The following is a 26,624-nucleotide window of genomic DNA, read 5'->3' on the forward strand; positions in this document are numbered from 1 at the left end:
GGTGAGCGCCCGCACCCCGCGGCTCGTCTACGCCGTCGCCGGGGTCGCGGCCCTCGGCGGACTGCTGTTCGGGTACGACACCGGCATCATCGCCGGCGCCCTCCTCCAGCTGCGCGAGGACCTGGATCTCTCCTCCCGCGAGCAGGAGATCGTGGTGAGCGTGATCCTGCTGGGGGCGATGGTCGGTGCCCTCATCGCCGGCCGCCTGGCCGTGCGGTACGGGAGGCGCTCGGTGGTCACCGGGGTCGCGGTCGTCTTCGGTCTCGGGGCGATCGCGGCCGCCCTGTCCCCGAACGTCGCCGTGCTCATCGCCTCCCGTTTCGTCCTGGGGCTGGCCGTCGGCGGGGCGTCGAGCATGGTCCCGGTCTACATCGCCGAGCTCTCCCCGCCGGTGATCCGCGGACGCCTCATGGTGGCGTTCCAGCTCATGGTGGCCATCGGGCAGCTGATCTCCTTCGTCTGCGGGCTGGTCCTCGCCGAGGCCGGCGGGTGGCGGCTGATGTTCTTCCTCGCCGTCATCCCCGCGGTGGTCCTGGCCATCGGCATGGTCTTCCTCCCCGAGAGCCCGCGCTGGCTGATCGAGAGGGGCCGCCGGGACGAGGCGCTGCGCACCCTGCGGCGGCTGCGCCCTCACGGAGCGGACATCGAGGCCGAGGCCGAGGGGATCGCCGCCGTGGCCACCTCCTCCGGGACGGTGGCCTCGCCGTGGCGCTCCCTGGGGCAGCGCTGGGTGCGCCCCGCCCTGTTCATCGCGATCGGCATCGCGGCGTTCTCACAGCTGACCGGGATCAACGCGATCGTCTACTACGCGCCGACGATCCTGGCCGATGCGGGATTCGGCGACTCGGTGGCGCTGCTGACCGGGGTGGGGATCGGCGTGATGCTCGTGATCGCCGGAGTCGTCGGCGCGATCGCCGTCGACAAGATCGGCCGACGTCGCACCATGCTGTGGTTCCTCCCCGGATCGGCCCTGGCGATGGCCGTTCTCTCCGTGGTGTTCATCGACATCCCCAGCACGGACCTCCAGCAGTGGGTGGTGATCGGATCCCTGTTCGCCTACATCCTGTTCAACGGCATCGGCATGCAGGCCGTGGTGTGGCTCATCGGACCCGAGATCCTTCCCCTGTCCATCCGCGGGCCGGGCGTCAGCCTCTCGACCCTCAGCCTGTGGGCCTTCGACCTGCTGATCGCGGCGACGGCGCTGACCGCCATCAGGCTCATCGGCCAGTCGGGGACGTTCGCCCTCTACGCGCTGATGAACGTCCTGTGCATCGTCTTCGTGGCGCGGAAGGTCCCGGAGACGAAGGGACGCTCCCTCGAGGAGATCGAGAACGCGCTGCACACCCCGGAGCCGTTCCGCCGGGCGCTCGCCGGAACGAGATCCTGAGCAGCTCCCGGAGTGCTCCTCGCCCCGGACCGGTCCTCCCGGTCCGGGGCGAGGTGCGTCGGGGGGGGGGGGCGCAGCACCGGCGCGCTCAGAGCGCCAGCATCGCCGCCGCGACCTCGTCCGACGCCGCGTCCGGGAGCGCGCCCGCGGCGTCATCGAGCACCAGGAGCCGGGCCTCGGGGATCTCCCGCGCCAGGGCCTCGCCGTTGCCGAGCGGGAAGAACAGGTCGCGGCGTCCGTGCACCACGAGCGCCGGCAGGGCGAGGTCCGCGAGGCGTTCGCGCCAGCGCGGGCTGCAGTCCAGCCGGGAGAACACCATCGCCAGCTGGTCGGCTCGGTGCGCCTCCGGCTGCGTGCCGGGCGTCCGGTCCCAGATGCGCGCGGCGAGGTCCCGGGCGGCAGCGGGATCGTCGCCGAGGATCCGGGCGCTCTCGGCGGCGTGCTCCGCGACGGCCTCGCGATCGGCCCAGTCGGGTTCGGGACGGGAGAAGAGCCCCTCCAGCGTTGCGGCGTCGTGGTCGGGGAGGTCCGCATCGACCGGACCGGGCGCGAGAGGCCGGGTTCCGACGAGGGTGAGCGCCGAGAACGACTCCGGGTGGTCGAGCGCCGCCACCTGCGCGACCATCCCGCTCACCCCGATGCCCGCCAGGTGGGCGGGGCGTTCATCGAGAGCGCCGGCGAGGGCGGCGGCGTCGGCGGCGAGATCGCGCAGCGTGTACGCCGGCGCCGTGAGGTCGCCGATGGTCGATGCCCCCGCATCGCGCAGGTCGCAGCGCACCACCTGCCGACCTCCCCGCGCGAGGGCGGTGCAGAGCGCATCCGGCCAGGAGAGCATCGTGGTGGCGCCCAGGCAGAGCACCAGCGGATCGGCCTCGTCGCCGAAGCGCTCGATGCCGAGGCTCACGCCGTTCACGTCCAGGATCGTCATCGTCTGCTCGCTCCGGTGGGGGTCGGGGGGGGGCGCTCCGCGCCGCGTCGTCGGGGCCGACGGGTGGTGGCACTGTCCATCCTGATCCGCGGGGGACGGGGTGTCGAGCACATATCCCCTGGATGTCAGCGCCGCACCCTCACACCATCACGTGCTCCTCGTTCACCCCGAACCACGCCACCTCGCCGGTGGCCAGCACCTCGCGGTCGCTGACGGACCAGGCGTGCCCGCCCGTCTCGCCCCGCCGCATCTGCGTGAAGTTGAAGCGGTCCGCGGAATAGATCCGGCCGCCGGCGGAGACCACGGCCTCGAGGAAGCCGGAGTCCTCCCCGCGACTGACGTCCGCGAAGGGGTGCGCGGCGAAGACCTCGGCCCCGGCGGTGATCGTCGGCCCCATGACGTGGTCGGTGAAGCGGTGCTCCATCCAGGGGAAGCGCAGCAGCGTCGCATCGGGTCCGGCGACGTGCATGTAGTGGGCGTGCTTTCCCACCACGTCCGCGCCCGAGAACTCCCGCGCCCGCAGCAGGTCGTGGAGGTAGAAGGCGCCGTAGAGGTCGTCGTCGTCCATCTTGGTCAGCACGCCGCCCTCGGCCCGCTCCACCGCGGCGTTCAGGCACGCGCCCAGGGACCAGTCGCTCGGCGCCTCCATCACCACCACGTCCTCGACGCCCAGTTCGCGGGCGCGCAGCGCCACCGCCTCGGGCGCCTCGAAACCGTGCGTGACCAGAAGCAGCTGCCGCTGCACCCCCGCCTGCCGGCCGATCTGCCCCACCAGGTGATCCAGCTGCTCGGGCCGGTTGGTCACGGCCAGGATGCTCACCGCGGGCAGGCCCGCTCCGCCCACCAGCCCCGCGCGGCCGGCCCGCTCGCCGAGGCCCACCGCGTCGAGCACCTGGCGGGCGCGGTGGGTGTAAGTGTGCTCGTGCCAGATCCGGCGCTGGGCGAGGTGGACGGTGCGGTCGCGCAGCTCGCGGGAGCGCACCAGCGCGCGCACCACATGCGCGGCGTCCTCCCGCTCGGCGACCACGGGCACCTCCTCCTCGGCGAAGAACTTCCCGATCGCGGGGGAGGGGGCGGAGACCACGGGAGTACCCGAGGCGCTGATCTCGAAGATGCGCCGAGCGCACATCGAGGGGCTCGTGACCACGGAGTTCACGTTGAGGAACACCTTGTACGCCTTGTACGCGGTGAGCATCCGGTCATAGCTCAGCGAGCCCACCACCCGATCGGCCAGCTCTCCGGGGAACTGGTAGTTCTCGTCGTCGCCGAGGAAGCGGGAGAAGATCTCCAGGCCCTTGTCCATCCGCGCCGAGGCCTCCAGTGCCCCGCCCAGCAGCATGTCCATCTGCGTGCGGCGCTCGGGGAACTTGTGTGCGAAGTACATCCCGGCGAAGGCCACGTCCCGCGCCTGGTGCCCGTGCTGGGGACGGATCGGGTTGTGGACCGCGGACTGCGCGGCGAAGGGCAGCACCGCCACCCGGTCATGCCCCAGCTCCTCCCGGTACCGGGGCAGCAGGGTCACGTCCGTGGTGAAGACCTGGTCGAACAGCCGCGCCGTGTCCAGGAAGTCCTCGAAGTGCGGCGGGTCCTCCTTGTTCCAGAACACGGTGGGGATCCCCTGCTCACGGCAGTGCGCCACCAGCTCCTGCAGCGGCGGGCTGGGGGCCTTCGAGCCGGTGAGCTGGTACTGCCAGGCGTCGTCGTTGCCGTGCCAGGCGGACTCCACCAGCAGCAGATCCACCGCCGTCTCCGCGAGCTGCTCCCGCCACCGCGCCGGGGTCACCGCCACGGTCTCGAACTCGTGGCTCCAGGCCAGCAGCGAGAAGTCGTCGAGGATGACCGCGGCGCGCAGGCCGGCCAGGTGCGGGGCGCGCTCCGGCATCACGGCCGGCGCGAAGTCGAGGCCGCCGTCCCGGGCGGGCATGCCCGAGCCGTCGGCCGTGGAGGCGGCGATCCGCCGCCGCTGCTGCCAGGTGCGCAGCTGGGAGATCCCGCCCGTGCGCAGATGCCACAGGGCGGTGCGGGCGGTGCGGAGGGTGGACTCCGAGCGCCGGCCGGAGGGGCCGGGAGACTGCGCTGACATGCGGCGGGACCTCGAGGGGACGGTGGGGCAGGGGCGGGGCCAGCCTACGTGCTCGCCCCTCCGGCCCGGGGTCGTGCGGAGGGCGCCCGGAGCCTGGACGGGGCGGCCCCGGTGTGATGGGGTCGAGCACGGCGGCGTCGCCCGGAGCGGAATCGGCCGCGAGCCGCCGCCGGCCCGCCCACCACCCCCTTGCGAAACGAGCTCCATGGACAGCGATCGCCCCACCACCCCCGCCCCGAGCCTCCCGATCGGCGCCCGCCCGCTGCCCGGCACCGCCCTGGACGCCGGCCCCCTCACACTGGGCACCACCAGCCTGGGCGCCGACACCGCGCCGGGCAGCGCCGAGGAGGCACAGGCCGTGGAGCTCGCGACCGCGATGCTGCACGGCCCCTACGCCCTCATCGACACCTCCAACGCCTACGCGGGCGGACGCAGCGAAGCCGTGCTGGGCCTCGCCCTGCGCGAGGCCGGCATCGCCGAAGGCCGCGCGATCGTCACCAAGGTCGATGCCGACCCCACCACCGGCGCCTTCGACCGCGACCGCGTGCTGCGCTCCGTCGAGGAGAGCCGTGAGCGGCTGGGCCTGGACACGATCGGCCTGCTGCACCTGCACGACCCCTACGGGATCACGGTCGAGGAGGGCATGGCCGCCGGCGGCCCGGTCGCCGGTCTGCAGGAGCTCAAGGAGCAGGGCGTCGTCGGCGCGATCGGCATCGCCGCCGGGAAGCTCGACCTGATGCACCGCTACGTGGGCACCGGGGCGTTCGACGCGGTGCTCAACCACAACCGGTTCACCCTCGCCGACCGCAGCGCGACCGCGCTCTTCGAGGAGGCGAACAAGCGCGGCATGGGCGTGTTCAACGCCGCCCCCTTCGGCGGCGCGCTGCTGGCCAAGGGGTCCGCCAGCGGCGCCACCTACGCCTACCAGCAGCCGCCGGCGGAGCTGGTGGCCTGGGTGCGGCGCGTCGAGGAGCTCTGCGCGCGCCACGGGATCACCCTGCCCGCCGCGGCGCTGCAGTTCTCCCTCCGCTCGCCGCTGGTGCACTCCACCGTGGTGGGCATCTCCTCCGCGGCGCGGATCGAGCAGCTGGAGCAGCTGCGCACCGTCCCCGTGCCGGAGGCCTTCTGGGAGGAGCTCGAGGCACTGGAGCGGCCGGCGACGGGCACCGCGTAGGAGGGCGTGCGGAGGGTCTGTGACCTGGCACGAACGTGCGATCCGCCATGCGGACCGGTCGCGAGCACCGGGGTGCGGGTACTCTGATGCGCGCTTCCGCTCGTGCCCCGAAGGAGACCCGTGACCGCCGATTCGACTGCCAGCGCGCATCCCGTGCGCGTCGTCATCTACGGCAGCTGCGTGGCCCGGGACACCGTGGACCTCGCCGGCGGTGACCGCTTCGACGTCATCGCCTACATCGCCCGGCAGTCGCTGCTCTCCGCGGAGCACGACGCCAGTGCGCACTTCCCCGGCGACGCCTCGATCGAGTCCGACTTCCAGCGCCGCATGATGGAGGGCGACTTCGCCGGGAACCTCGCCGAGCGCCTCGCCGAGGCCGCGCAGGAGGCCGATCTGCTGCTGTGGGACCTGGTCGACGAGCGCCACGGCGTGCACGTCTTCGACGACGGCGGCGTCGCCACCCGCAGCATCGACCTGGTCCGGGTGCCCGAGGTGCTGGCCGCCGTCGAGGACGCCCGCCACCTCGAGTTCGGCGCCGAGGAGCACTTCGCGCTGTGGTCCGAGCGCGCCAGCACCCTCCGCGACGAGCTCGCCGAGCTCTCCCTGCTGGAGAAGACCGTGGTGCTGCAGGTGCCCTGGGCGCTGGTCACCGTGGACGGCCGCCACACCCCGCGCAGCATGGGCACCTCCGCCAAGGAGGCCAACGAGGCGTACCTGCGCTACTACCAGCGCCTGCGCGAGCTCGGCTTCCGGATCCTCGAGCTGCAGCCCCTCGGCGTGCTCGCCGATCCCGAGCACCGCTGGGGCCTGGCGCCCTTCCACTACAGCCAGGACGTCTACGAGGAGATCGTGGAGCGCCTGAGCGCCGAGGACCCCTCCGCCTGAGAGGCGCGGCGGCCGACGGGATCACCGGTCAGCGAGGCAGGTTCAGACCTCGCAGGTGACCAGCGGCATGCGCACCAGCACGTCGTCGTTGTACGTGTCGCTCGACTCACGCAGCAGATTGGACATCCCGACCGTGACCGTCTCGTCCTGCGTGGCGGTGAAGGTCACCGAGTAGGTCTGCCAGACGGGATCTCCCTCGGACATCGGCAGCGCCTCGGTGCCGTTGAAATCTTCCGGTCGGGTCGCGACCGCGGTCCGCGCCAGCGAACCGCCGTCCGCACCGGTGACGGTGAGCTGCATGGCCTGCCCGGCCGTCTCCGCCGCTTCCGGGTCCGCAGATTCGGCGGACCACTGCCCTGCCGCCTCGAAGGAGATGGTGTAGGTGACCCCCGCGACCACCGGAAGCTCGGCGTCCGTGAAGATCGTCGCGCCCTGGACGATGTCGTCCGGGGAGCTGTTGCGCTGCGAGATCCAGGTGTCGACGCCGTCGCGGTTCTGCCAGCTGGTGGTGGAGGTGTCCGTCTCGGCATCGAGCGCACCGGAGGGCATGGTGGTCTCCCACTCCTCCGCCGCCGGGAGCGTGGGGCACTCCTGGAGCGAGGCGGCGATCGCGGGGGCGGCGACGGCGATGCCCACCACGGGCGCGGTCCAGGCGACCCCGCGCAGGAGGGCGCGGCGCCGGAGCGGGGCGTCCGATGGGCTGGTCATCTGCCCTGTCTAGCAGGATGATGCGCCCAGCTCAATGGTCCTGTGCCCACGGCCTCGGACTCGCCTCCGCGCATCAGTCCTTGAGCCCGCCCTCGGCGAGGCCGGCCACGACGTGCTTCTGCAGCGCGATGAACACCACGATGATCGGGATCGCGATGACCGTGGAGACGGCCATGAGGTTCGTCCATTGGGTGCCGAAGCTGGCGATGAACCGATTGAGCACCACGGTGATCGGCTGCTTGTCGTCGCTCGTGGCGAGCGTGAGCCCGAAGACGAACTCGCCCCAGGTCATCACGAAGGTCAAGGTGGCCACCATGATCAGGCCCGGCCGGGCAAGCGGCAGCCCCACCCGGAGGAACGCCCCGACGATCGAGCAGCCGTCCAGCCGGGCGGCCTCCAGCAGCTCCCCGGGGATCGCGCCCATGTAGGGGCGCAGCAGCACCACCGCGAAGGGCAGTGTGACCGAGACGTTCGCGATGATCAGCCCCGTATAGGTGTCCACCAGGCCGTACTGGCTGAAGATCGCGAACAGCGGCAGGGCGAGGCTGATCGTCGGCAGCATCTGGGCGGCGAGCAGCAGGAACAGCACGGCACCGGTGATGCGGAACCGGTATTTCGCCAGCGCGTAGGCGGCCGGGGCGCTGAGGACCAGGGTCAGCGCGAGCGCGGGCAGGGTGATGATCGCACTCGAGCGCAGGCCGCTCCAGACCGCCGGGTCGGAGAGCACCGTGTCCGCGTAGGCCTGCAGCGTCGCGGGGCTCGGGATGATGTCCGGCGGGGTGGCGAAGACGTCGGCGGGGAGCTTGAGGGACGTCGCGACCATCCAGTACACGGGGACGAGGTAGATGAGCACCAGCACGGTCGCGGCGACGGTGAGGACGGCGGGTCGCTGCATCGCTCAGCCCTCCGTCCGGGTGGAACGGAAGTACAGGATCGCCAGCAGCACCGGGATCACCAGCAGCAGCGTGGTCACCGTGGCACCCGCGCCGAGGTCGAAGTTCACGAAGGCCTCGTTGTACGCGAGGATCGGCAGCACCGTGGTGGCATCGCCCGGCCCGCCGCGCGTCATGACGAAGATCGTGTCGAAGGTCTTGAAGGTGTAGATGAAGCCCAGCAGCGCCACCACGGCGAGGACCGGGCGCAGCAGCGGCACCGTGACATGCCGGAAGGACGCCCACGCCCCGGCTCCGTCGAGCGCGGCCGCCTCGTAGGTGGTGCGCGGGATGCCCTGGAGACCGGCGATGAGCAGCAGCATCGCGAAGGGGATCATGGTCCAGGCGGTCGCGAGGATCACCGCCGGCAGCGCCAGCACGGGACTGCCCAGCCAGAACAGCGGCTCGGGGATGATCCGCAGGGTGACCAGCACGTGGTTGAGCAGGCCGTTGGTGCCGTCCAGCATCCACCGCCACACGTTCGCCGCCACCACCGAGGGCAGGACGTAGGGCAGGAACAGCAGCGAGCGCAGCAGCTTGTTGCCCGGGAAGGGCCGGGTGAACAGCATCGCGAGCGCCGTGCCGATCACCAGCATCAGACCGATCGTGCACAGCGTGTACGCGAGCGAGGTGCCCAGGCCCGTCCAGAGCGCGGGATCCGTGAGCGCCGCGCGGTACTGCGCGAGCCCCACCCACTCCACGGTGCCGCGCAGGAACTTCTGGATCGGCGCGTCGTAGAAGCCGAGATTCACGGTGTACAGCAGCGGATACACGGTCGTGGCCAGGACGAAGAGCAGCGCCGGCAGGAGGAAGAGGTACTGCGCGCCGCGGCCGGCCCATCGGCGCCGCCGCCGACGGGCCGGCGGCGCGGAGCGCCGATCCACGGCGGCGGTCATCGTCGACCTCCCGTCCGGAGCCGACGGACGGTCCGCAGGTCCTGCCGCGTCCCGCGCGGGGTGTCGACGAGTGCCCTCACTCCGTCAGGGCCTTGTCCGTCGTGACCTGGAGGGTGGCCAGGGCGTCCTCGGTGCTCGCCGCGCCCGAGAGCACGGACTGCATCGCCAGTTGGACGGCGGTGAAGATCTCCGCGGAGGCCGGGGCCACCGACTCCTCGGGCGCCCAGGCGATCTCGAGCTGGTCGATGAAGACCTTCTTCACCGGATCCTGCCACTGCGTGTCCTCGGCGATGTCGGTGCGCACGGGCAGCTTGTTGCGCTCGGGGAGGTAGTCGTTCATCACCTCGGGCCGCTGCATCCAGACGATCAGCTCCCAGGCCGCGTCGGGATCGCTCGCGCCGCGGGTGATCGTGAGGTTCTCCGCGGACAGCCACGAGACGGGCTCGGCGTCGGCCGGCATCGGGACGATCTCCACCTCGAGGTCCGGCGCCTCCTCGGCGAGGGAGGTGAGGTACGAGGCGGAGTTGATCATCATGGCCGCGGCCTCGGTGCGGAACTGCGTGTAGGTGTCGTCCTCGTTCCACGTCAGCACCCCCTCGGAGAAGCCGTTCCCCTCGAGCATCCGGGTGAAGGACTCCATCGCGGCGGTCCCGGCGTCGCTGTCCGGGGCGGTGAGGTCGCCGCCCGCGGCGAGGAAGCGCAGCATCCAGGAGGTGGCGCCCTCGACGCCGGTGATCCCGCAGAAGGCGAGGCCGTAGCTACCGTCACCGGCGGCGGCGATCGCCGCCTCCTCGGTCTCCTGCCAGGTGCTGGGTGCCTGCGTTCCGGCGGCGGAGAGGGCAGTGGTGTTCGTCCACAGCGCGTAGGTGTCCGCGACGTGCGGCAGCGCGAAGGTCGCGCCGCCCACCTGGGTGGTGTCCCACGGACCCGCGGCATAGGCGTCCTGCTCGCCCCAATCGCCGACGCGATCGCTGAGATCGGTGAGCATGTCGGAGCCGGCGAAGAGGGCCGTGTCGAAGGCGTTGATCAGGGCGATGTCCGGCAGGTCGTCGCCGGTCGCCGCCTGCAGCAGGGTGCGGTTGAAGTCGCCGAAGGGGATGAAGCGGACCTCGACCTCGGTGCCGGTCTCCTCGGTGTACCGCTGGATCAGGGCCTCCAGCGGCGCGGTCGCGGCCCCTCCGTAGTAGTGCCAGAGGGTGAGGGGTCCGCCGTCCCCGCCGCCGTCGCTCGCGGCGGAGTCGTCGGCGGCGGGCGAGCCGCCCGGGGTGCAGGCGCCCAGGGCGGCTGCGGTGAGGCCGAGGCCTCCGGCGAGGGCGGTGCGACGGGTCAGGGGTGAGGGGGTGATGGGCATGACGACTCCTTCGTGGTCAGGCGGGCAGTTCGAGGGCGGCGACGTCGGCGAGGAGGCGCTGGCGCGCGGCCGCATCGAGATCGCGCTGGGGGCGCCGGCTGGGTCCCATGTCGAGGCCGCGCGCGGCGAGCAGCGCGCGCAGCGAGGGCATGACGCCGTGGTGCGCGAGCACGCGCACCAGCTCCTCGATGCGGCGCTGCGAGGCGAGCGCGGTCCCGTGGTCACCGGCGCGAAAGCTGCGCAGGAGGTCCTGATACAGGCGCGGGAAGACGTTGAAGGTGCTGCCGATCGCGCCACAGGCGCCGACGGACAGCCCGGCGTAGAGCACCTCGTCGTGCCCGTTCCAGACCCGGAACTTCCCCCCGCGCAGGCGCGTGAAGCCGGACATCTCGAAGACGTCCCGCGAGGTGTTCTTCAGTCCGTGGAGGTTCTCTTCCGCGGCGAGCTCGGCGAGCAGATCATCGGCGAGGCCCACGCCCGCCCGGGCGGGGAAGTTGTAGGCGATGAAGGGCGCGGGGGAGGAGCGGACCACCTCGAGGAAGTAGTCGCGGACCTCCGCCGGCGTCAGCGGGATCGCCGGGAGGATCGAGGAGACCGCGGCGGCGCCCGCCTGCGCCGAGCGCTCCGCGAGGCGCAGTGTGAGCGCCGTGGCGTTGGTGCCGACGTGCGCGATGACCGGGACCTCCCCGTCGGCGGCCTCGACGGCCGTCCGAGTGCAGAGCACGCGGTCGTCCTCGTCCAGGGTGACGCCGTCCCCGGTGGAGCCGCACACGTAGAGCCCGTCGATGCCGGCGGCGACGAGAGAGGCGGTGTGGGTCCGGAGGGTGTCCACGTCGATCGAGCCGTCGGCGCGGTAGGGCGTGATCAGGGCGGCGACGATGCCGTCGGCGCGGTCGAGGAGGTCGGTGTGCGGCATGGGTCAGCGTCCTTCGGAGGTCTCGGGCCGTTGCTGGCCGAAGTCCTCGGCACGTTGGCGGATGTCGAGGAAGTGGTCGTCGAGAGCGATGACGGGATCCAGGCGCTCGAGGTCTCGCAGCGCCCGCACGATGGCGGCGTGGCGCTCGGCGAGGTCGTCGTAGCGCAGGGGCGGGAGGCGGTCGCGCATACGGTCCATGAGCTGCCAGAAGGCCTCGAGGGTCCCCTCGACGACGCGGTTGTGCAGGTCGACGTACAGGCTGCGGTGGAACTCGCGATCCTCCTCCGGGAAGGCGAGCCCCCGGCTCTCGCGCTCGCGCATCTGCTCGACGATCTCGTCCAGGTGGGCGAGTCGCTCCTCGTCGAGGCGGCCGGCGACCTCGCGGATCAGTCCGCGCTCGAGGGCGGCGCGGGCCATGAGCAGCTCGTCGAGATCGGCACCGGACTCGATGAGCTGGTAGGGCAGGCGCGAGATGACCGGGGCCACGGAGAAGGAGCGCAGGAACAGTCCGCGCCCCTGCTGCGCCTCGAGCACCCCCTGGGATTGCAGGGCGCGGGTCGCCTCCCGGAGCGAGGCGCGGCTGACGCCGAGCTGCTCGGCCAGCACGGCCTCGGAGGGCAGGGCGTCACGGGGCTTCAGGTCGAGCTGCTGGATGAGCTCCAGCAGATCGCTCTGCAGCGTCTCGAATCGTGCTCCGGTGCGTGCCATGACGGCAAGTTATCAGATATCTGACAAGTGGGGGCGTCCGTGGTTCGGCCGATTGGGGCAGGGGGCGTGCTTGCGCCTGCCCGTGGATCGTGGTGATCTGTGCGGGTGGGCCCCGCGGCGCCAGGGAGGTTCGATCCGCATATGACCGCCATCCGCTCGCGGACTGCGCCTCGCCGGCTCCCCTTGTTCGGGCGCCTGCGTGTGGTCCTCGCTGCGGGGCTGGTCCTCGGGCTCGGGGCGACGTCGACGGTCGCGACGTGGACGGATTCGGAGCGCGTGACCGCGAGCTTCGAGGCGGGCGTGGTCCCCGCGCCGAGACTCACCCAGGCGTGCCGCTTCGTACCCGGGGTCCTCGGGATCGGCGCGAGGGTGCGTGTGTTCTGGGCCCTCCCGGAGGGGTACACGCTCAGCGACGTCCGGGTCGAGGCGTCGACCCGCGGACTCGGGTCCGTGCTCGCACCGCTGACGGGTTTCAGCCTGACCGCCAACACCCAGCGCCAGAGCGACGGCACCTATCGCACCGACGTCCCGACGAACCTCCTGGGAGGGCTGCTCGGGCTGGGGTCGGAGCTGGAGATCGCGTTCCGGGTCGTCGACGGCGGCTGGGAGTCGACCCGTGCCTCAGTCGCGAGCAATGCCGGCCTGATCGGCGGGATCGGTGGGAACTGCCGCAATCTGAGCTGACGGGCGCGCCTCCACGGCGCGAACCGGGGCCGGCTGCGCCCGTGCCTCGCTGTGGGCGGCGTCGGCCGTCTTCCGTCAAGGCGGCGCGCGACGGCACCGCAGTCGCTAGTCTGGCCGTGCGAGATCGCCACTGCGTCGTGAGGGGAACACCGATGTCCACTGCCACCACCAACTCCACCCGACGCGGACGAAAGATCCGCGCCCTCCTCGCCGGCGGTCTGGTGCTCGGAGTGGGAGCAGCCGTCACGCTCGCCGCGTGGACCGACGAGGAATGGGCGATCGGCACCTTCGGGGCCGGGAGCTTCAACGTCGAGGGCAGCACCGACGGCACCACCTTCGCCGATCACACCTCGGCAGACGGCGCGGCGGAGCTGGCCTTCGATCTCGAGGCGGCGGAGAACCTCACGCCCGATGACGTCGTGGCCGCCCCCTTCGTCCTCCGCCTGGATGCGGACACCAGCTACGACGCCGTCGTGGAGCTGACCGATGTGAGCGGAGCGGGGGCGAACGCCGCGAACCTGACCTACGGGATCATCACCGTGCCCTCGGCCGCAGAGTGCACGGCCGCCGCCACCGGCACCGAGATCGTCCCCGCGGGAACCGGACTCGATGCCGGCACCGGCACCTTCGACCTCACCGCCGGCACCGAGGGGGCTGCCGGCGACGAGGTCACCCTCTGCTTCCGGGTCACCGCCGGTCCCGACCTGGTGCAGGGCGAGTCCGGCACTGCGACGTGGGGGTTCACTGCCACATCGGCCGAGTGATGGCGTCGCGGCTGGTCGTACCGCCCTGCGCGGGGTCGGAGCGATGAGAGCTCGGATCCCGTCCACCGGCACGAGAGCGGTGCGGCGACTGGGTGACCTCCTGCTCACGCTTCTGGCCGCCGGCGGTGCGCTGTGCATCGTGCTGGTGATCCTCAGCGTGTTCTTCAGCATCTCGATCATGATGTTCCGCACCGGATCGATGAGCCCGACGATCACCGCCGGCTCGATCGCCCTGGTGCGTGAGATCCCGGCGGTCGAGATGTCCGAGGGGGATGTCGTCACCGTCGACCGTGGCGAGGGCATGCTTCCGGTGACGCATCGGGTCGTCGAGATCCGCGCGCGCGACAGCACCTCCGGCGAGGTCACCTTCACGATGCAGGGCGACGCCAACGACGTCCCGGACCCCGACGCCTACTCCGCCGTCGAGGTGCGGCGCGTGATGTTCTCCGTCCCCGGGGCGGCGGGCGTGGTCCAGTGGTTCGGTGATCCGCTCGTCCTCGGGGCGCTCACCCTCGGCGCCGCCACCCTTGTGGTCTGGGCCTTCTGGCCGCGGGCCGATGATCCCGACGGCGGCCTGCAGGCCGTCCGGAGCTCCTCCCCTCGCGAGCCCCCATCGCACACGGCGTTCGGCGTGCCCGCTCTCGCCGCCCTGGTGCTCGCGGCTCCTGCACTCGGCCACGCCGACGTCACCCTGACCACGGGCGAGCACCTGCGCATCCAGACCGAGGGGGACCCCGGCCAGATGCAGAACCTCGCCCCCGGTGACTCCGCGGTGTGGGAGGTCGGGATCTGGGCGGAGGCGCCGGAGCCCGGGGAGATCCGGCTCGGTCTCACCGGGCGCGGTGATCTGGTCGAGGCCCCGGGCGCGCTGCTGGTCACCGTGGACAGCTGTGGAGAGCCCTGGCGTGCCGAGACGTGTCGGTCGGGTCCGACGACGCTGCTGGACGAACAGAACCTCGCCGATATCGCTGCGCAGTCGAGGAGTCACCACCTTGCCGCCATGCCCAGCGATCAGCAGCGCTGGCTGCGTATCACGGTCACCCTCTCGGAGGCGGCCGGGCTGCACGGCCTGGAGGGCGCCCGGGGTGACGTGCTCATCCATGCTGCCGGCGCCGGGGAGCATCTCACCTCCGCGGGTCCCTCGCCCGTGGCGCCGGAGGTCGATGGCGAGGATGGCCGTGCGGCCGACGGCGCGGGCCTGGCCAGGACCGGTGCCGCCGGTCTGCTTTCGGTGGTCGTCGCGGCCCTCGTCCTCGGCATCGTCGGCGCCGCTCTGGGGTGGGCTGCGCGACGGTCGGGGAGTTCGCGGCCTCCAGTCTCCTGAGCCTCCTGAGCATCTGTGCTTCGGGGCGATGGAACGTGCGGAGCGTGGGGTGATCGGCGCGCGGGGCCGCGCCCGCGCGCGCTTTCCGACATGCGCCGTCACTGTCGTGCGAAGGGTCGTGAGCGGCGCCTGAGGTCAGTGTCGAGCCGGAGAGGGGGTGTGGAGAACCTCGTGCACTCAAGGGGAAAAAACTCTGACCCTACCAAGAGGTGTGATCAATGGGTAGTTACTCGCTGGTCATTACAGGCCCTCTCGGAAAGCGCTTGGAAAGATTGTGACGGTTGGTAACTTTCTGGCAACAAGTGCACGGCTGTCCAGAAGAAGCATTCCGCTGCGGGGCGGCGCCTGCGAGGCTGTCGAGGTCACCTGTGTGACCCCGCCCACCGCGTAGGCCTTCCCCCTTGGTGCGCTCGTGCGGGCCCTGTCCCCGACTCATCGATGATGGAGTGAATGTGGAACGACTGCAGCCCCCACGATCCTCGACGCACCGAGGGAGCCCACCCCTCCTGAAGGGCGTTGTCGCGGCCGTCGCCGCAGCGAGCCTGACCCTTCTCGGACTCCCGCCGGCGGTCGCCGCCGAGACGGACGACTCCGAAGCGCTGGGCCGCGTGATCAACGCCGATGCGCTGGGTCTCGACCTGGCCGATGTCGGCACCAGCGCCTCCGGCTTCCCGAGCGATGCGGGCCCGAACGCCAACCCGCTGAACGTCGGCCTGATCGACGACTCGATCGCGCTCGACCTCGGCACTCTCACCCTGCCGCTGATCGGCGACGAGAACAACGTCGGCCTGCTGCACCTCGGCGAGGCGGGGGCTCTCTCGAGCTTCGCCACGTCGCCGGATGCGGTCAGCTCGACCGCGAGCGCCGGAGCCGTGGGGGAAGGCGGAGGCCTGGACCTCGACGGGATCGCGAATGGCACGTACGGCACCTCCCGCGTCGACCTGACGACCCTGCTCGCGCAGGCGGGTGTGGACGGGCTGACCGATGACATCGTCGACGAGCTCGCTCTCGAGCTCGGCGCCATGGGGTCCACGGCCTCGGAGGCCAACGGGGAGACCTCGTCCGAGTACGTGATCGTGGACGGTCAGCTGATGATCAGCTCGCCGCTGGTCGGGGAGCTCGCCACCGAGCTCGACACCGCGGTGACAGGCGTCGGCACGACTCTCGACGCGGCCGTCGGGGCGGAAGGTGCGCTGGGAAGCATCGCGCAGGCCGCGTCGATCGATCTCAATGTCGGCCTGGTCGCCGTCGAGGCCGGCGGCGGGACGATCGGACTGACGGGGCTCGACGCGGCGCTCGAGCAGGCGAGCTCCTCGCTCCTCGAGCAGCCGTTGACCGATGAGAACGGCCTGGTCTCCATCAGCCTTGCGGACGGGACCATCGCTGTCGACCTGCAGCAGCTGGGCGGAGCGGACGGCCTCAACGGCCTCCCCGCGAACACCGAGCTCCTGGACGCGGAGACCATCGGACTGATCACGGGAGCCACGAGCGAAGCTCTCGGCACCGTCTCCGAGCGTGCCGGTCAGGTGCTCATCGACGACGTGTTCAACACTGTCGGTCTCACGGTCGAGCTCCCCGCCTCGGTCTCGGCCCTCGGGCTGCCCGCGGCCGATGTCGACATCGTCGTGGAGACGACGCTCGGCCAGCTCGCCGGCACCGCCGAGGGCGAGCCGACCATCGACATCGACGGAAGCCTGCTCGGTATCATCCCGATCGGCACTCTGCTCGATGCGGTCGAGCCGGTTCTCGAGACCGTCCTCATCGCGCCCCTCCAGGGGGCTATCGGTGGTGTGCTCGACACGGCCACCACGGGTCTCACCGAGACCATCGACGGGCTGGTCAACCCCGCCCTGAACCTGCTCTCCCCGGTGCTCTCCGGTGTGCTGTCCGAGGTCGTCTCCGTGACGATCAACGAGCAGCCGTCCCCGGGGTACCTCGGCGACGAGTCCTTCACGGTGAACGCCCTGAGCCTCGAGCTGCTCCCGAACCTCGCCGCGGTGAACGTGGATCTCGCCTCCTCCACCGTCCGTGCGGCGGATGAGGCGGTCTTCGATCCGACCCTCGCCGCAGAGCCCGGAACGGTCGAGGACGGTTCCACGACCAGCGTGACCGGCGAGGGCTACCCGCCGAACACCGAGGTGGACGTCCAGCTGACCGATACCGAGGGCAACCCGGTCGGTGAGCCGGTGACGGTCACCTCGGATGATGCAGGGGCCTTCACCACCGACCTGACGGTGCCCGAGGGCACCGACGGCGGTGACTACACGGTGGTCGGCACCGCTACCAGCGGTGAATCCGCCTCCGCGCCCCTCGTGGTGACCAATGCTCCGGCGATCACGGCGGATCCCGACCGTGTCCCGGCCGGTGAGACCACCACCGTGACCGGGACGGATTTCCCGGCGGACTCCGAGGTGACCGTGCAGCTCCAGGATGCTGCCGGCGACGATGTCGGTGACCCCGTCACCGTGACCACCGATGCCGACGGTGGCTTCGAGGCCGTCCTCCCCGTTCCCGCAGATGCGCCGGAGGGTGAGGACTACCAGGTCGAGGCTTCGGCTCCGACGGGTGAGTCGGCGACGACGCCCCTGGCCGTCATCGCGGACAGCGCGGCAGACAACACGGCTGAGAACACTGAGGTCAACACCGAGGTGAACACGGCTGAGAACACTGAGGTGAACACGGCTGAGAACACTGAGGTGAACGAGGCTGACAACACGGACGTGAACACGGCTGACAACACCGAGGTCAACACGGCTGAGAACACTGAGGTGAACGAGGCTGACAACACGGACGTGAACACGGCTGAGAACACTGAGGTCAACGCAGCTGACAACACCGAGGTGAACACGGCTGAGAATACTGAGGTGAACGAGGCTGACAACACGGACGTGAACACGGCTGAGAATACTGAGGTGAACGAGGCTGACAACACGGACGTGAACACGGCTGAGAACACTGAGGTCAACGCAGCTGACAACACCGAGGTGAACACGGCTGAGAACACTGAGGTGAACGAGGCTGACAACACGGACGTGAACACGGCTGACAACACCGAGGTCAACGCAGCTGACAACACCGAGGTGAACACGGCTGAGAACACTGAGGTGAACGAGGCTGACAACACGGACGTGAACACGGCTGAGAACACTGAGGTGAACACGGCCGACAACACTGAGGTCAACGCAGCTGACAACACCGAGGTCAACACGGCCGAGAACACCGAGGTCAACACGGCCGAGAACACCGAGGTCAACGCTGAGGTCAATACGGCTGAGAACACCGAGGTCAACGCGGCTGACAACACCGAGGTGAACACTGCCGACAACACGTCGGACAACACTGCTGACAACACTGCGCGGGCGGAGATCGATCTGACGCCCAGTCGCGCCGTGCAGGGCGTTGACGACGTGCTCGTCCTGGGGACCGGCTACACCCCGAACGGCACCGCTGAGGTCTACCTCAAGGCGACCGACGCTGATGTGCTTGAGCCTGACGCGTCTGCCGTCGAGGTCGCTGTGGCGGCACTTGCGGCCATCGTCGATCCGGGTGAGCGCATCAATACGGTCGACGTTGATGAGAATGGGGAAGTTGCCTTCCGCGTCAACTCCTCGGAGCTCGAGCTGGGTGACTATGTGGTGACCGTCATCGACAACATCGACCCGATGCTCGGCGACTCGGAGCCGTTCACTGTCGTGGCGGCCAGCGATGGCTCGGACAACACTGCCGACAACACGGCGGAGAACACCGAGGTGAACAACGCTGAGAACACTGAGGTGAACACTGGGGTGAACACGGCTGAGAACACTGAGGTCAACACCGAGGTGAACGCGGCTGACAACACGGACGTGAACACGGCAGAGAACACTGAGGTCAACACCGAGGTGAACGCGGCTGAGAACACCGAGGTGAACACGGCTGAGAACACCGAGGTCAACACGACCGACAACACCGGGGACAACGCTGGCGACAACGCCGAGGCTCCCGGTGTCTCGGTCGACCCGTCCACGGTCCAGGACGGAGAGTCCACGACGGTGACCGGTGAGGACTTCCCGCCGAACACCGAGGTGGAGGTCCAGCTGACGGGCCCGGACGGCAACCCCGTGGGGGATGTCGTCACGGTCACGACCGACGATGACGGTGGCTTCACCGTCGACATCCCGGTCCCCGAGGGCTCTGCCGCCGGTGACTACACGATCGTGGCCACTGCGGAGACCGATGAGACCGCCTCGGCGGACCTCACGGTCACCAACGGCTCCGTCGGTGATCCCGGTGATGACGGGACTGTCGATCCGGTCGTGAGTGTCGACCCGGAGTCCGTGGAGGACGGAGAGTCCACGACGGTGACCGGTGAGGACTTCCCGCCGAACACCGAGGTGGAGGTCCAGCTGACGGGGCCCGACGGCAACCCCGTGGGCGATCCCGTGACCGCCACGACCGACGATGACGGTGGCTTCACCGTCGATGTCCTGGTCCCCGAGGGCTCTGCCGCCGGTGACTACACGGTCGAGGTCGCTGCGGAGACCGGGGAGGCCGCCTCGGCGGCCCTCACCGTCACGAACGGCTCCGACGGTGGGAACGCGTCCGACAACGACGCGGACAACACCGCTGACAACGGGTCGGACAACACCGGGGCGAACGCCGGAGACGGCTCCACCGGTGGGAACGGCTCCACCGGTGGTAACGGTTCGACCGGTGGGAACGGCTCCACCGGTGGGAGCGGTTCGACCGGTTCGAGCAACGGCGGCAGCACCTCCGGTGACGGCTCGGGCTCCCTCGCCCGCACCGGCGCCGGCGGCACGGCCGCGATGGTCGCACTGGTGGTGCTGCTGCTCGTCGGCGGCGCCGCGGGGGTGATCGTCTCCCGTCGCTCCGCGTCCTGAATGACACGGACGTCCTGTTGATGGCCGTCGGGCCGGCACCGCACGCGGTGCCGGACCCGGCGGCCATCGCCGGTGCCCTGCCGGCTCTTCTCGCTCGCCCCCTGCAGATCGGACCCTCCCAATGGCTTCGCCACGAATCCGCCGCTTGCCCGCCGTGGTTCTGGCCACCGTCGGACTGCTCGCCGCCGGGCACATCGGCGCGACCCTCGCGTACACCGGACCCGACACCCCGGTCCGCGCCGCTCTGCAGCCCGCGCTGAACAGGTACTTCCTGGGCCCGCTCGATCAGGGCTGGAACCTCTTCGCACCGGGTCCGTACTCGCAGGACGAGTACATGCTCGTGCGTGCTTGCATCAGCGAACCGGAGGTGTGCGCAGGCGGTGCCGCTGCCGGCGCCGAGTTCACCGAGTGGCGGAACGTCACCGCGGAGGAGTCGGAGGCCATCGAGAACAACATCTTCGCCAACCGCGAATCGAGGCAGTCGAAGGTGGTCCATGGGCGGCTCTGGCCCGCGGCGCACCGTCTTCCCGACGACCAGCAGGCCATGGTGGCGGCCAACCACATCGACGGCGAGCCGGTGTTCGGGGTGGACCTCTACTCCGAGGAGGCGGAGGAGATCTTCGCTCCCGGCCAGCTGAACGATCTGCGAACGTACCAGCGGCTCGAGGAGGTCGCCGTCGGCATCGCCACCCTGTACCTGCAGCAGGAGCACGGCGATGCGGTCTCCCTCGTCGAGGTGCGGATGCTGCGCGAGGCCGTCCCCGCCTTCGAGCAGCGGCACGACCCGCCGGAGGAGCCCGCTCAGCAGTGGACGGAGATCGGCTGGCGCCCCGCCGCCGAGTTCGACGACGACGTGAAGGCGGCCTGGTCATGACTGCTCCCACCCCGGTCCGCAGCTGGCTGCGGGCTCATCGCGACCTCCCGGCCCGGACGCTGAGCCGGGTGGTCACCTGGTTCATCGCCGACCGCCACTCGGACTACGGCGTGGCCGTCATGCGCATCGCCACCGGGGCGTTCCTGCTGGGATGGCTGCTGGTGAACCTGCCCGTGGCGTCCCGCATCTGGGGGCCCGGCTCGCAGTACTGGCAGCCCTACCGCGAGATCCTCGGTTACGACGCCCCGTTCAACGCCCTCCAGCAGGCCGGGCCGGGTCTGTTCTGGCTGTGGTATCTCGCGACCATCGCCCTGGTCACCGCCTTCATGCTGGGCTGGCGCACCCGGATCGTGACCCCGCTGCTGTTCATCGCCTACACGACGCTCAACGGCCAGAACACCCCGATCTCCGACGGCGGCAACTACTTCATTCGGATCATGCTGATCTACCTGATCCTCATGGACGTCTCGCGTCGCTGGTCCCTCGACGCGCGGCGACGTGCCCGCAGCGCACGGCCGGAGACCCAGACGGGGTCGGTGCTGCACAACATCGGACTGTGCCTGGTCATCGCTCAGATCTGCATCGTGTACCTCGAGGCCGGGCTCTACAAGGTGCAGGGGACGCTGTGGCAGGACGGCACCGCGGTGTACTACCCGCTGCAGTCCGTCGCCTACGGCGTGTTCCCACCCCTGGCCGATCTCATGACCGCCTTCGCGCTCCCCGTGGTGCTGGCGACCTATGTGACCGTGCTGGCGCAGATCGCCTTCCCGTTCTTGCTGTTCCATCGGGTCACGCGACGCATCGCGCTGATCGTGCTGCTGGGCATGCATCTGAGCATCGCGGTGGTCATGGGGCTGCCGTTCTTCTCCGGCATCATGGCCTCGGCCGATGCCGTGCTCGTCTCGGGCGCGACGTGGATCGCGATCGTCACCTGGCTGCGCACGGTCGTCCTGGGGAACCCTGCTGCCCGGTGGGTGGCGCAGAAGGGGCGGCGACTGCGGCCGCCCCGCCCGTCGCCGGAGGGCGGCCGCTCGTCCACGGAGCCGAGCGCGGAGACCGCCGGCGAGGAGCGCGTCTCGGCGTGACCTGTGCGAGGCAGGACCGGCAGGCGACGCCGTCGTGGAGGTGCGGACCTGCCGTCGCACCCGCTACGCTGTGTTGTACAACGTGAGAACCCAGGACTCACCTGCCGCCCTCGACACCCTCTCCAGGAGCCACCGATGACTCTGCGCGCCACCCAGCACGACGGCACCCACCCCCGCCCCACGCTCATGCGCGAGGACTGGAGCAGCCTCGACGGCACCTGGTCCTTCGCGCACGACGACGAGGACCGGGGCCTGGCCGAGCGCTGGTACGAGCCCGCCCGGGAGGCGGTCTTCACGCGCTCCATCACCGTGCCCTTCGTGCCGGAGTCCGAGGCCTCGGGCATCCACGCCACCGGATTCCACCCCGTGGTCTGGTACCGCCGCACGATCACCGCCCGCGCCGAGGAGGGTCGGCGGGTCCTGCTGCACCTGGGCGCCGTGGACCATGCCGCGCAGGTGTGGGTCGACGGCCGCCTGGCCGGCCATCACGTGGGCGGACAGACCTCCTTCACCTGCGACCTCACCGATCTGCTGGATGCGGGCGACGAGCACGTCGTCGTGGTCCGCGCCTTCGACGACCCGCACGACATGGAGCTGCCGCGCGGCAAGCAGGACTGGCGCGAGGAGCCCCACGGCATCTGGTACCACCGCTCCACCGGCATCTGGCGCAGCGTCTGGCTGGAGACCGTCGCGACGCAGCACGTCACCGGCTTCCACTGGGAGTTCGACATGCCGCGGGCGCGCGTGGAGGTCTCCGCGCGCCTGGCCCGTCGGCCCGTGCCCGGCACCACCGTGCGCGTCACCCTCACCGCCGGGGAGGAGCACCTGGGCGCCGTCGAGATCGCCGCGCAGGACACCCGCCTCCAGGGCGTCGTCGACGTCCCCGCCGTGCGCAACACCCAGGACCGCGACCGCCTGCTGTGGAGCCCCGAGCACCCCAACCTCGTGGACGTGACCCTCGAGGTGCTCGTCGGCGGCGAGGTGGTCGACACCGCCGCGAGCTACCTGGGCCTGCGCACCACCGGCATCGACCGCGGCTGGTTCCTGCTCAACGGCGAGCCGTACTTCGTGCGCTCCGTGCTCGAGCAGGGCTACTGGCCCACCTCCCATCTCACCGCCCCGAGCCTCGAGGCCTACCGTGAGGAGGTCGAGCTGATCAAGGAGCTCGGCTTCACCGCCGCCCGCGTCCACCAGAAGGTCGAGGACCCCCGCTTCCTGTTCTGGGCCGATCGCCTGGGCCTGCTCATCTGGGGCGAGACCGCCAACGCCTACGCCTTCAGCCCCCGGGCCGCCGCGGCGCTGACCGACGAGTGGATCGAGATCGTCGAGCAGGTCCGCCCCCACCCCAGCGTCGTCACCTGGGTGCCGGTCAACGAGTCCTGGGGCGTGCGCGACCTCGCCGACTCCGCCCCGCAGAAGGACCTCACCATCGCCCTGACCGCGCTCACCCGCTCGCTGGATCCCAGCCGGCCTGTCGTCTCCAACGACGGCTACGAGCTCACCGGCGGGGACATCATCGCCCTGCACGACTACGCGACCGACGGCGAGGAGCTCGCCGCCCACTACGCCGACGAGGCCGCGACCGCCGCCACGATCGCCGGGCGCGGGCCGCAGCGTCGCCGTCCCATCGACGACGCCGCCCAGGGCCTCACCGAGGGCGCGCCGGTGATGGTCACCGAGTTCGGCGGCATCGCCTACGCGGCCGAGGGCACCTGGGGCTACGCCACCGTGTCCGGGCCCGAGGAGTTCGAGGAGAAGGTCAGCTCCCTCTTCGACGCGCTGAACGCGAGCCCCGTGCTGGCCGGGCACTGCTACACGCAGATCACCGACACCCTGCAGGAGGCCAACGGCCTGGCCACCGCGGACCGTCGGCCCAAGCTCGACCCGGCCGTGATCCGCGCCTTCGTCACCGGGCGCGCGCCGCGATGAGCGCCGCGCCCGTCGCGTCCCCCTTCCGCCGCACCGCGAGCGCCCTCCCGCTGGGGCGGATCCGCCCGCGCGGCTGGCTCGAGCGGCAGCTGCGCCTGCAGGCCGACGGGATCACCGGGCAGCTGCCGGAGATCTGGCCGGACGTGGGGGAGGACAGCGGCTGGCTGGGCGGGGACGGCGAGAGCTGGGAGCGCGGCCCGTACTACCTCGACGGGCTGGTCCCGCTGGCGCACGTCCTGGGCGACGAGCAGCTGATGGACCGGGCGCGGCCCTGGATCGAGTGGATGCTCGCCTCCCAGGACGCCTCGGGCTCCTTCGGGCCGTCCGCGAACGACGACTGGTGGCCCCGCATGGTCGCCGCGAAGGTCCTCATCCAGCACGCCGAGGCGACCGAGGACGAGCGCGTGGCCCCCTTCCTGCTGCGCTGGTGCGAGCATCTGCGCGAGCAGCTGCCCGCCCGTCCCCTGAGCGACTGGGGCCGGGCGCGCGGCGCGGAGCTCGCGCTCGCCGTCGTCTGGGTCCACGAGCGCACCGGCCAGGAATGGCTCGCCGAGCTCGTCGACCTCGTGATGTCCCAGACCGTCGACTGGAACAGCTACCTCACCACCGAGCTGGTCACCGGCCCCGCCCGCGTCTTCGAGCACCGCACCCACGGCGTCAACGTCGCGATGGGCCTGAAGACCGGGGCGGTCGCCTCCCTGCGCGGGGACGAGGCCGCCGAGCGCGAGCGCACCGAGGCGGCCTTCGCGGCGCTCGAGCGCTGGCACGGGCAGGCCCACGGCTGGTTCTCCGGCGACGAGTGGCTGGGCGGGCGCGAGGCCACCGCGGGCATCGAGACCTGCCTGGTGGTGGAGATGATGCACACCCAGGAGGTGCTGGCGCGGCTGTTCGGCGATGCCCGCCAGGGCGACCGGCTCGAGGAGCTCGCGCTGAACCTGCTGCCGGCCTCCTCGGACCCGCGGATGCGCGGCCACCAGTACCACCAGCAGGGCACGCAGATCGCGGCCTCGGTCGCACATCGCGACTGGTCCTTCTCCAGCGACGACGCGAACATCTTCGGTCTCGAGCCCCACTTCGGCTGCTGCACCGCGAACCTCCACCAGGGCTGGCCGAAGTTCGCCGCCTCGCTGTGGGCACAGGACGCCGACGGGGGCCTGCGCGCTGTCGCCTACGCCCCGGCGAGCGTGGAGGCCGCCGTCGACGGTCGGCCGCTGCGGATCGAGGTCGAGACCGAGTACCCCTTCGAGGAGACCGTGCGCCTCACGGTCACGGCCGACGGTCCGGCCCGCGTCCCGCTGCGGCTGCGCCTGCCGCAGTGGTGCACCGCGCCGGAGCTGAGCATCGACGGGAAGGAGCAGGAGGTGCGCGACCGCGGCGACGGCCACGTCGAGCTGGACCGGGACTGGGACGGCACCACCGCCGTGCAGCTGCGACTGCCGATGACCCCGCGCATCACGCGTCGCGAGCGGCAGGCCGCCTCGGTGCACCTGGGACCGCTGGTCATGGTCGCGAGCCCGGGGGAGAACTGGGTGGAGGTCGAGGGCGCGCCCGGGATCGGCGAATGGGAGGTCCACCCGCGCAGCTCCTGGAACTGGGCGCTCGCCGACCTCTCCGCCGCCGACCGCTGGCCGGTGCGCCGGGGGACGGTGCCCGAGGCGCCCTTCGCACTCGGCGACGCGCTCAGCCTCGAGGCCACGGGATGCCGCGTGCCGCACTGGCGACGCCGCGGCGCCTCGGCCGCGCCCCCGCCGCCGAGCCCGATCATGGACCGCGGACCGATCCACGGCCTGCGCCTGGTGCCCTACGGCACGGCGCGCCTGCGCGTCATGGAGTTCCCGGTCCTGCTCGAGGAGGGGGTCGAGAAATAGGGGGAGTGGTCCCACGGGCGGTCGCGGAGCACCGCCTGCAGGGCAGCTCCGGCGCTGCGCCACCGGTCCGAGGGCGCGGAGCACGCATCCACGAAGGCTCGTCCCAGCGAGGTGAGCCGCAGGGCATGCCCGCAGGTGATACCGCTGAGCTCGGGACCGTCGCTGCTCATGAGGAGGACGCCCCGCTCGGGGGAGGTCTCCGGCCACCGCAGCACGCGGGCGACCGCCGCGGGATCGCTGACATAGATCCTCGGGGTCGCGTGGAACGAGGCGTCCGGGAGTTCCAGGGCGGGCGCGAGGCCGGAGGCCGCATAGTCGAAGCCTGCCTCGTCGATCTGCAGCGCGGCCTCCCGCCAGTGCCGCGCGTCGCCGACGGCGAGGGCGGGCACGCCCCGGGGGAGAGGGCCGGAGACCGTCGCGGCGATCTCCACCATCCGGCGCACCTGGATCGCCTGCATGAACCTCTGCGTCTCCGGGCCGTGGGGGATGAATCCTGCTCGCTCGAACCGGTCGATCCAGCTCTGCATGGCCGTGGTGGGCTTCCGCTGCCTCAGCCTGCCCCCGAGGGAGACGAGGAGACGGTCCAGCACGAGCGCCGCCGCGGCGCCGGCCGCGGGGTCGCCCGTGGGCCGGACGTCGTCGCCGACGAACCGCGTTCCCGCGGCATCGAGCAGGCGCGTCAGCATGCCCCAGGTGGGGTCGAGGGTCCCCGCCACGATGCGGCCGACGGTCGACGGGCTGACCTCGGCGAAGCGGGCGAGCTCCGTGCGCGACAGCCTCATCCGGACGCAGACCTGCCGGATGATCATCCGTGCGGACATCGGTGCGGTCATCGGCGCAGGTGTCGGAGCGGCCGTCGGCACGGTCATCGGCGCGGGCGTCAGTGCAGGCGACGGCACGACGGTCGGCGCGTCCGGCGGTTCTGAGCGTGAAAGGGTCATCACGGGCGTACTTCCGGAGAGGCGGATGCTCCGGTCCGGAGCGTCGGTGCGGGGATGCTACCCATCGGCCGGCCGGCGATCGTGCGTCGTGCACAACGACGAGGTCAGCGGCGGGAAGTGGGGTGTCGACCGTTCACCAATTTGCGTATCCGCACATTAGTGAACGCCGCGGAAGGGACCTGGCCCAGGAGCGTGAGGCGCGACCTCGCGGCTGCCTCGCCTCGCCTCGCCTCGCCTCGCCGAGGAGCCGAGGAGCCGAGGAGCCGAGGAGCCGAGGAGTCGAGGAGCCGAGGGGCAGGGGACCGGG

20 protein-coding genes are annotated in these 26,624 nt (G+C 71.1%); 11 read left to right on the forward strand and 9 right to left on the reverse strand.

The window, feature by feature from the left end; translation table 11 throughout:
- The first annotated feature begins 1 nt into the window (after window position 1).
- Window positions 2-1,387 (forward strand): sugar porter family MFS transporter, encoded by a 1,386-nt coding sequence (locus tag CXH06_RS05825; RefSeq protein WP_157975624.1) that lies wholly within the window; start codon window positions 2-4, stop codon window positions 1,385-1,387.
- Window positions 1,388-1,475: 88 nt separating this feature from the next.
- Here CXH06_RS05825 and CXH06_RS05830 read toward each other — a convergent pair whose 3' ends face one another.
- Both CXH06_RS05830 and CXH06_RS05835 read right to left on the reverse strand, forming a co-directional pair.
- Window positions 1,476-2,315: an alpha/beta fold hydrolase gene (locus tag CXH06_RS05830; protein ID WP_114854216.1), complete on the reverse strand. Its 840-nt coding sequence runs from the start codon at window positions 2,313-2,315 to the stop codon at window positions 1,476-1,478.
- Window positions 2,316-2,454: 139 nt separating this feature from the next.
- Window positions 2,455-4,398: a glycosyltransferase gene (locus CXH06_RS05835; RefSeq protein WP_114854217.1), complete on the reverse strand. Its 1,944-nt coding sequence runs from the start codon at window positions 4,396-4,398 to the stop codon at window positions 2,455-2,457.
- A gap of 205 nt (window positions 4,399-4,603) precedes the next feature.
- Between CXH06_RS05835 and CXH06_RS05840 the strand changes: the two genes are divergently transcribed.
- Together CXH06_RS05840 and CXH06_RS05845 are read left to right on the forward strand one after the other, a co-directional pair.
- A complete protein-coding gene (locus tag CXH06_RS05840) occupies window positions 4,604-5,572 on the forward strand; it encodes an aldo/keto reductase (protein ID WP_114854218.1) in 969 nt (322 codons plus the stop codon).
- 120 nt (window positions 5,573-5,692) lie between these two features.
- Window positions 5,693-6,457 (forward strand): DUF6270 domain-containing protein, encoded by a 765-nt coding sequence (locus CXH06_RS05845; RefSeq protein ID WP_157975625.1) that lies wholly within the window; start codon window positions 5,693-5,695, stop codon window positions 6,455-6,457.
- Between the two features lie 42 nt (window positions 6,458-6,499).
- Here the strand turns inward: CXH06_RS05845 and CXH06_RS18310 are convergent, their stop codons facing one another.
- From CXH06_RS18310 to CXH06_RS05875, 6 genes are all read right to left on the reverse strand, one after another.
- Window positions 6,500-7,165, reverse strand: coding sequence for a hypothetical protein (locus tag CXH06_RS18310; RefSeq protein WP_157975626.1), 666 nt, complete (start codon window positions 7,163-7,165; stop codon window positions 6,500-6,502).
- A gap of 73 nt (window positions 7,166-7,238) precedes the next feature.
- On the reverse strand, window positions 7,239-8,060 hold the full coding sequence (locus tag CXH06_RS05855) for a carbohydrate ABC transporter permease (RefSeq protein WP_114854219.1): 822 nt from the start codon (window positions 8,058-8,060) through the stop codon (window positions 7,239-7,241).
- 3 nt (window positions 8,061-8,063) lie between these two features.
- The gene (locus CXH06_RS05860; protein WP_114854220.1) at window positions 8,064-8,993 is read right to left on the reverse strand and encodes a carbohydrate ABC transporter permease; all 930 of its coding nucleotides are present in this window, start codon (window positions 8,991-8,993) and stop codon (window positions 8,064-8,066) included.
- 76 nt (window positions 8,994-9,069) lie between these two features.
- Window positions 9,070-10,344, reverse strand: a complete 1,275-nt coding sequence (locus CXH06_RS05865) for an extracellular solute-binding protein (RefSeq protein WP_114854221.1) — start codon at window positions 10,342-10,344, stop codon at window positions 9,070-9,072.
- A 16-nt stretch (window positions 10,345-10,360) separates the two neighbouring features.
- Complete coding sequence (locus CXH06_RS05870; protein WP_114854222.1) at window positions 10,361-11,260, reverse strand: dihydrodipicolinate synthase family protein; 900 nt, start codon at window positions 11,258-11,260, stop codon at window positions 10,361-10,363.
- A gap of 3 nt (window positions 11,261-11,263) precedes the next feature.
- Complete coding sequence (locus tag CXH06_RS05875) at window positions 11,264-11,968, reverse strand: FadR/GntR family transcriptional regulator (protein ID WP_114854223.1); 705 nt, start codon at window positions 11,966-11,968, stop codon at window positions 11,264-11,266.
- 141 nt (window positions 11,969-12,109) lie between these two features.
- On the opposite strand from CXH06_RS05875, the gene CXH06_RS05880 reads away from it, so the two are divergent.
- From CXH06_RS05880 to CXH06_RS05915, 8 genes are all read left to right on the forward strand, one after another.
- A complete protein-coding gene (locus CXH06_RS05880) occupies window positions 12,110-12,652 on the forward strand; it encodes a SipW-dependent-type signal peptide-containing protein (protein WP_114854224.1) in 543 nt (180 codons plus the stop codon).
- A gap of 152 nt (window positions 12,653-12,804) precedes the next feature.
- On the forward strand, window positions 12,805-13,416 hold the full coding sequence (locus CXH06_RS05885) for a SipW-dependent-type signal peptide-containing protein (RefSeq protein ID WP_114854225.1): 612 nt from the start codon (window positions 12,805-12,807) through the stop codon (window positions 13,414-13,416).
- A 43-nt stretch (window positions 13,417-13,459) separates the two neighbouring features.
- Window positions 13,460-14,740 (forward strand): signal peptidase I, encoded by a 1,281-nt coding sequence (locus CXH06_RS18540; RefSeq protein ID WP_114854226.1) that lies wholly within the window; start codon window positions 13,460-13,462, stop codon window positions 14,738-14,740.
- Between the two features lie 452 nt (window positions 14,741-15,192).
- Window positions 15,193-19,620, forward strand: coding sequence for a choice-of-anchor G family protein (locus CXH06_RS05895; protein WP_198684020.1), 4,428 nt, complete (start codon window positions 15,193-15,195; stop codon window positions 19,618-19,620).
- A gap of 154 nt (window positions 19,621-19,774) precedes the next feature.
- Window positions 19,775-20,494 carry a DUF5819 family protein gene (locus CXH06_RS05900; protein WP_114854228.1) on the forward strand — a complete coding sequence of 240 codons (720 nt, stop codon included), beginning with the start codon at window positions 19,775-19,777 and terminating at the stop codon, window positions 20,492-20,494.
- A complete protein-coding gene (locus tag CXH06_RS05905) occupies window positions 20,491-21,579 on the forward strand; it encodes an HTTM domain-containing protein (RefSeq protein WP_114854229.1) in 1,089 nt (362 codons plus the stop codon). Before CXH06_RS05900 ends, CXH06_RS05905 begins: the two co-directional genes overlap by 4 nt.
- 135 nt (window positions 21,580-21,714) lie before the next feature.
- The gene (locus tag CXH06_RS05910; protein WP_114854230.1) at window positions 21,715-23,508 is read left to right on the forward strand and encodes a glycoside hydrolase family 2 protein; all 1,794 of its coding nucleotides are present in this window, start codon (window positions 21,715-21,717) and stop codon (window positions 23,506-23,508) included.
- On the forward strand, window positions 23,505-25,376 hold the full coding sequence (locus tag CXH06_RS05915; RefSeq protein ID WP_114854231.1) for a beta-L-arabinofuranosidase domain-containing protein: 1,872 nt from the start codon (window positions 23,505-23,507) through the stop codon (window positions 25,374-25,376). The genes CXH06_RS05910 and CXH06_RS05915 overlap by 4 nt, the downstream gene beginning before the upstream one ends.
- Here the strand turns inward: CXH06_RS05915 and CXH06_RS05920 are convergent.
- Window positions 25,310-26,209: a helix-turn-helix transcriptional regulator gene (locus tag CXH06_RS05920; RefSeq protein WP_198684021.1), complete on the reverse strand. Its 900-nt coding sequence runs from the start codon at window positions 26,207-26,209 to the stop codon at window positions 25,310-25,312. The two genes, CXH06_RS05915 and CXH06_RS05920, sit on opposite strands and share 67 nt — an antisense overlap.
- Window positions 26,210-26,624: the final 415 nt, after the last annotated feature.

Origin of the sequence: Brachybacterium sp. YJGR34 (assembly GCF_003347015.1) — a bacterium.
Lineage (GTDB): Bacteria > Actinomycetota > Actinomycetes > Actinomycetales > Dermabacteraceae > Brachybacterium.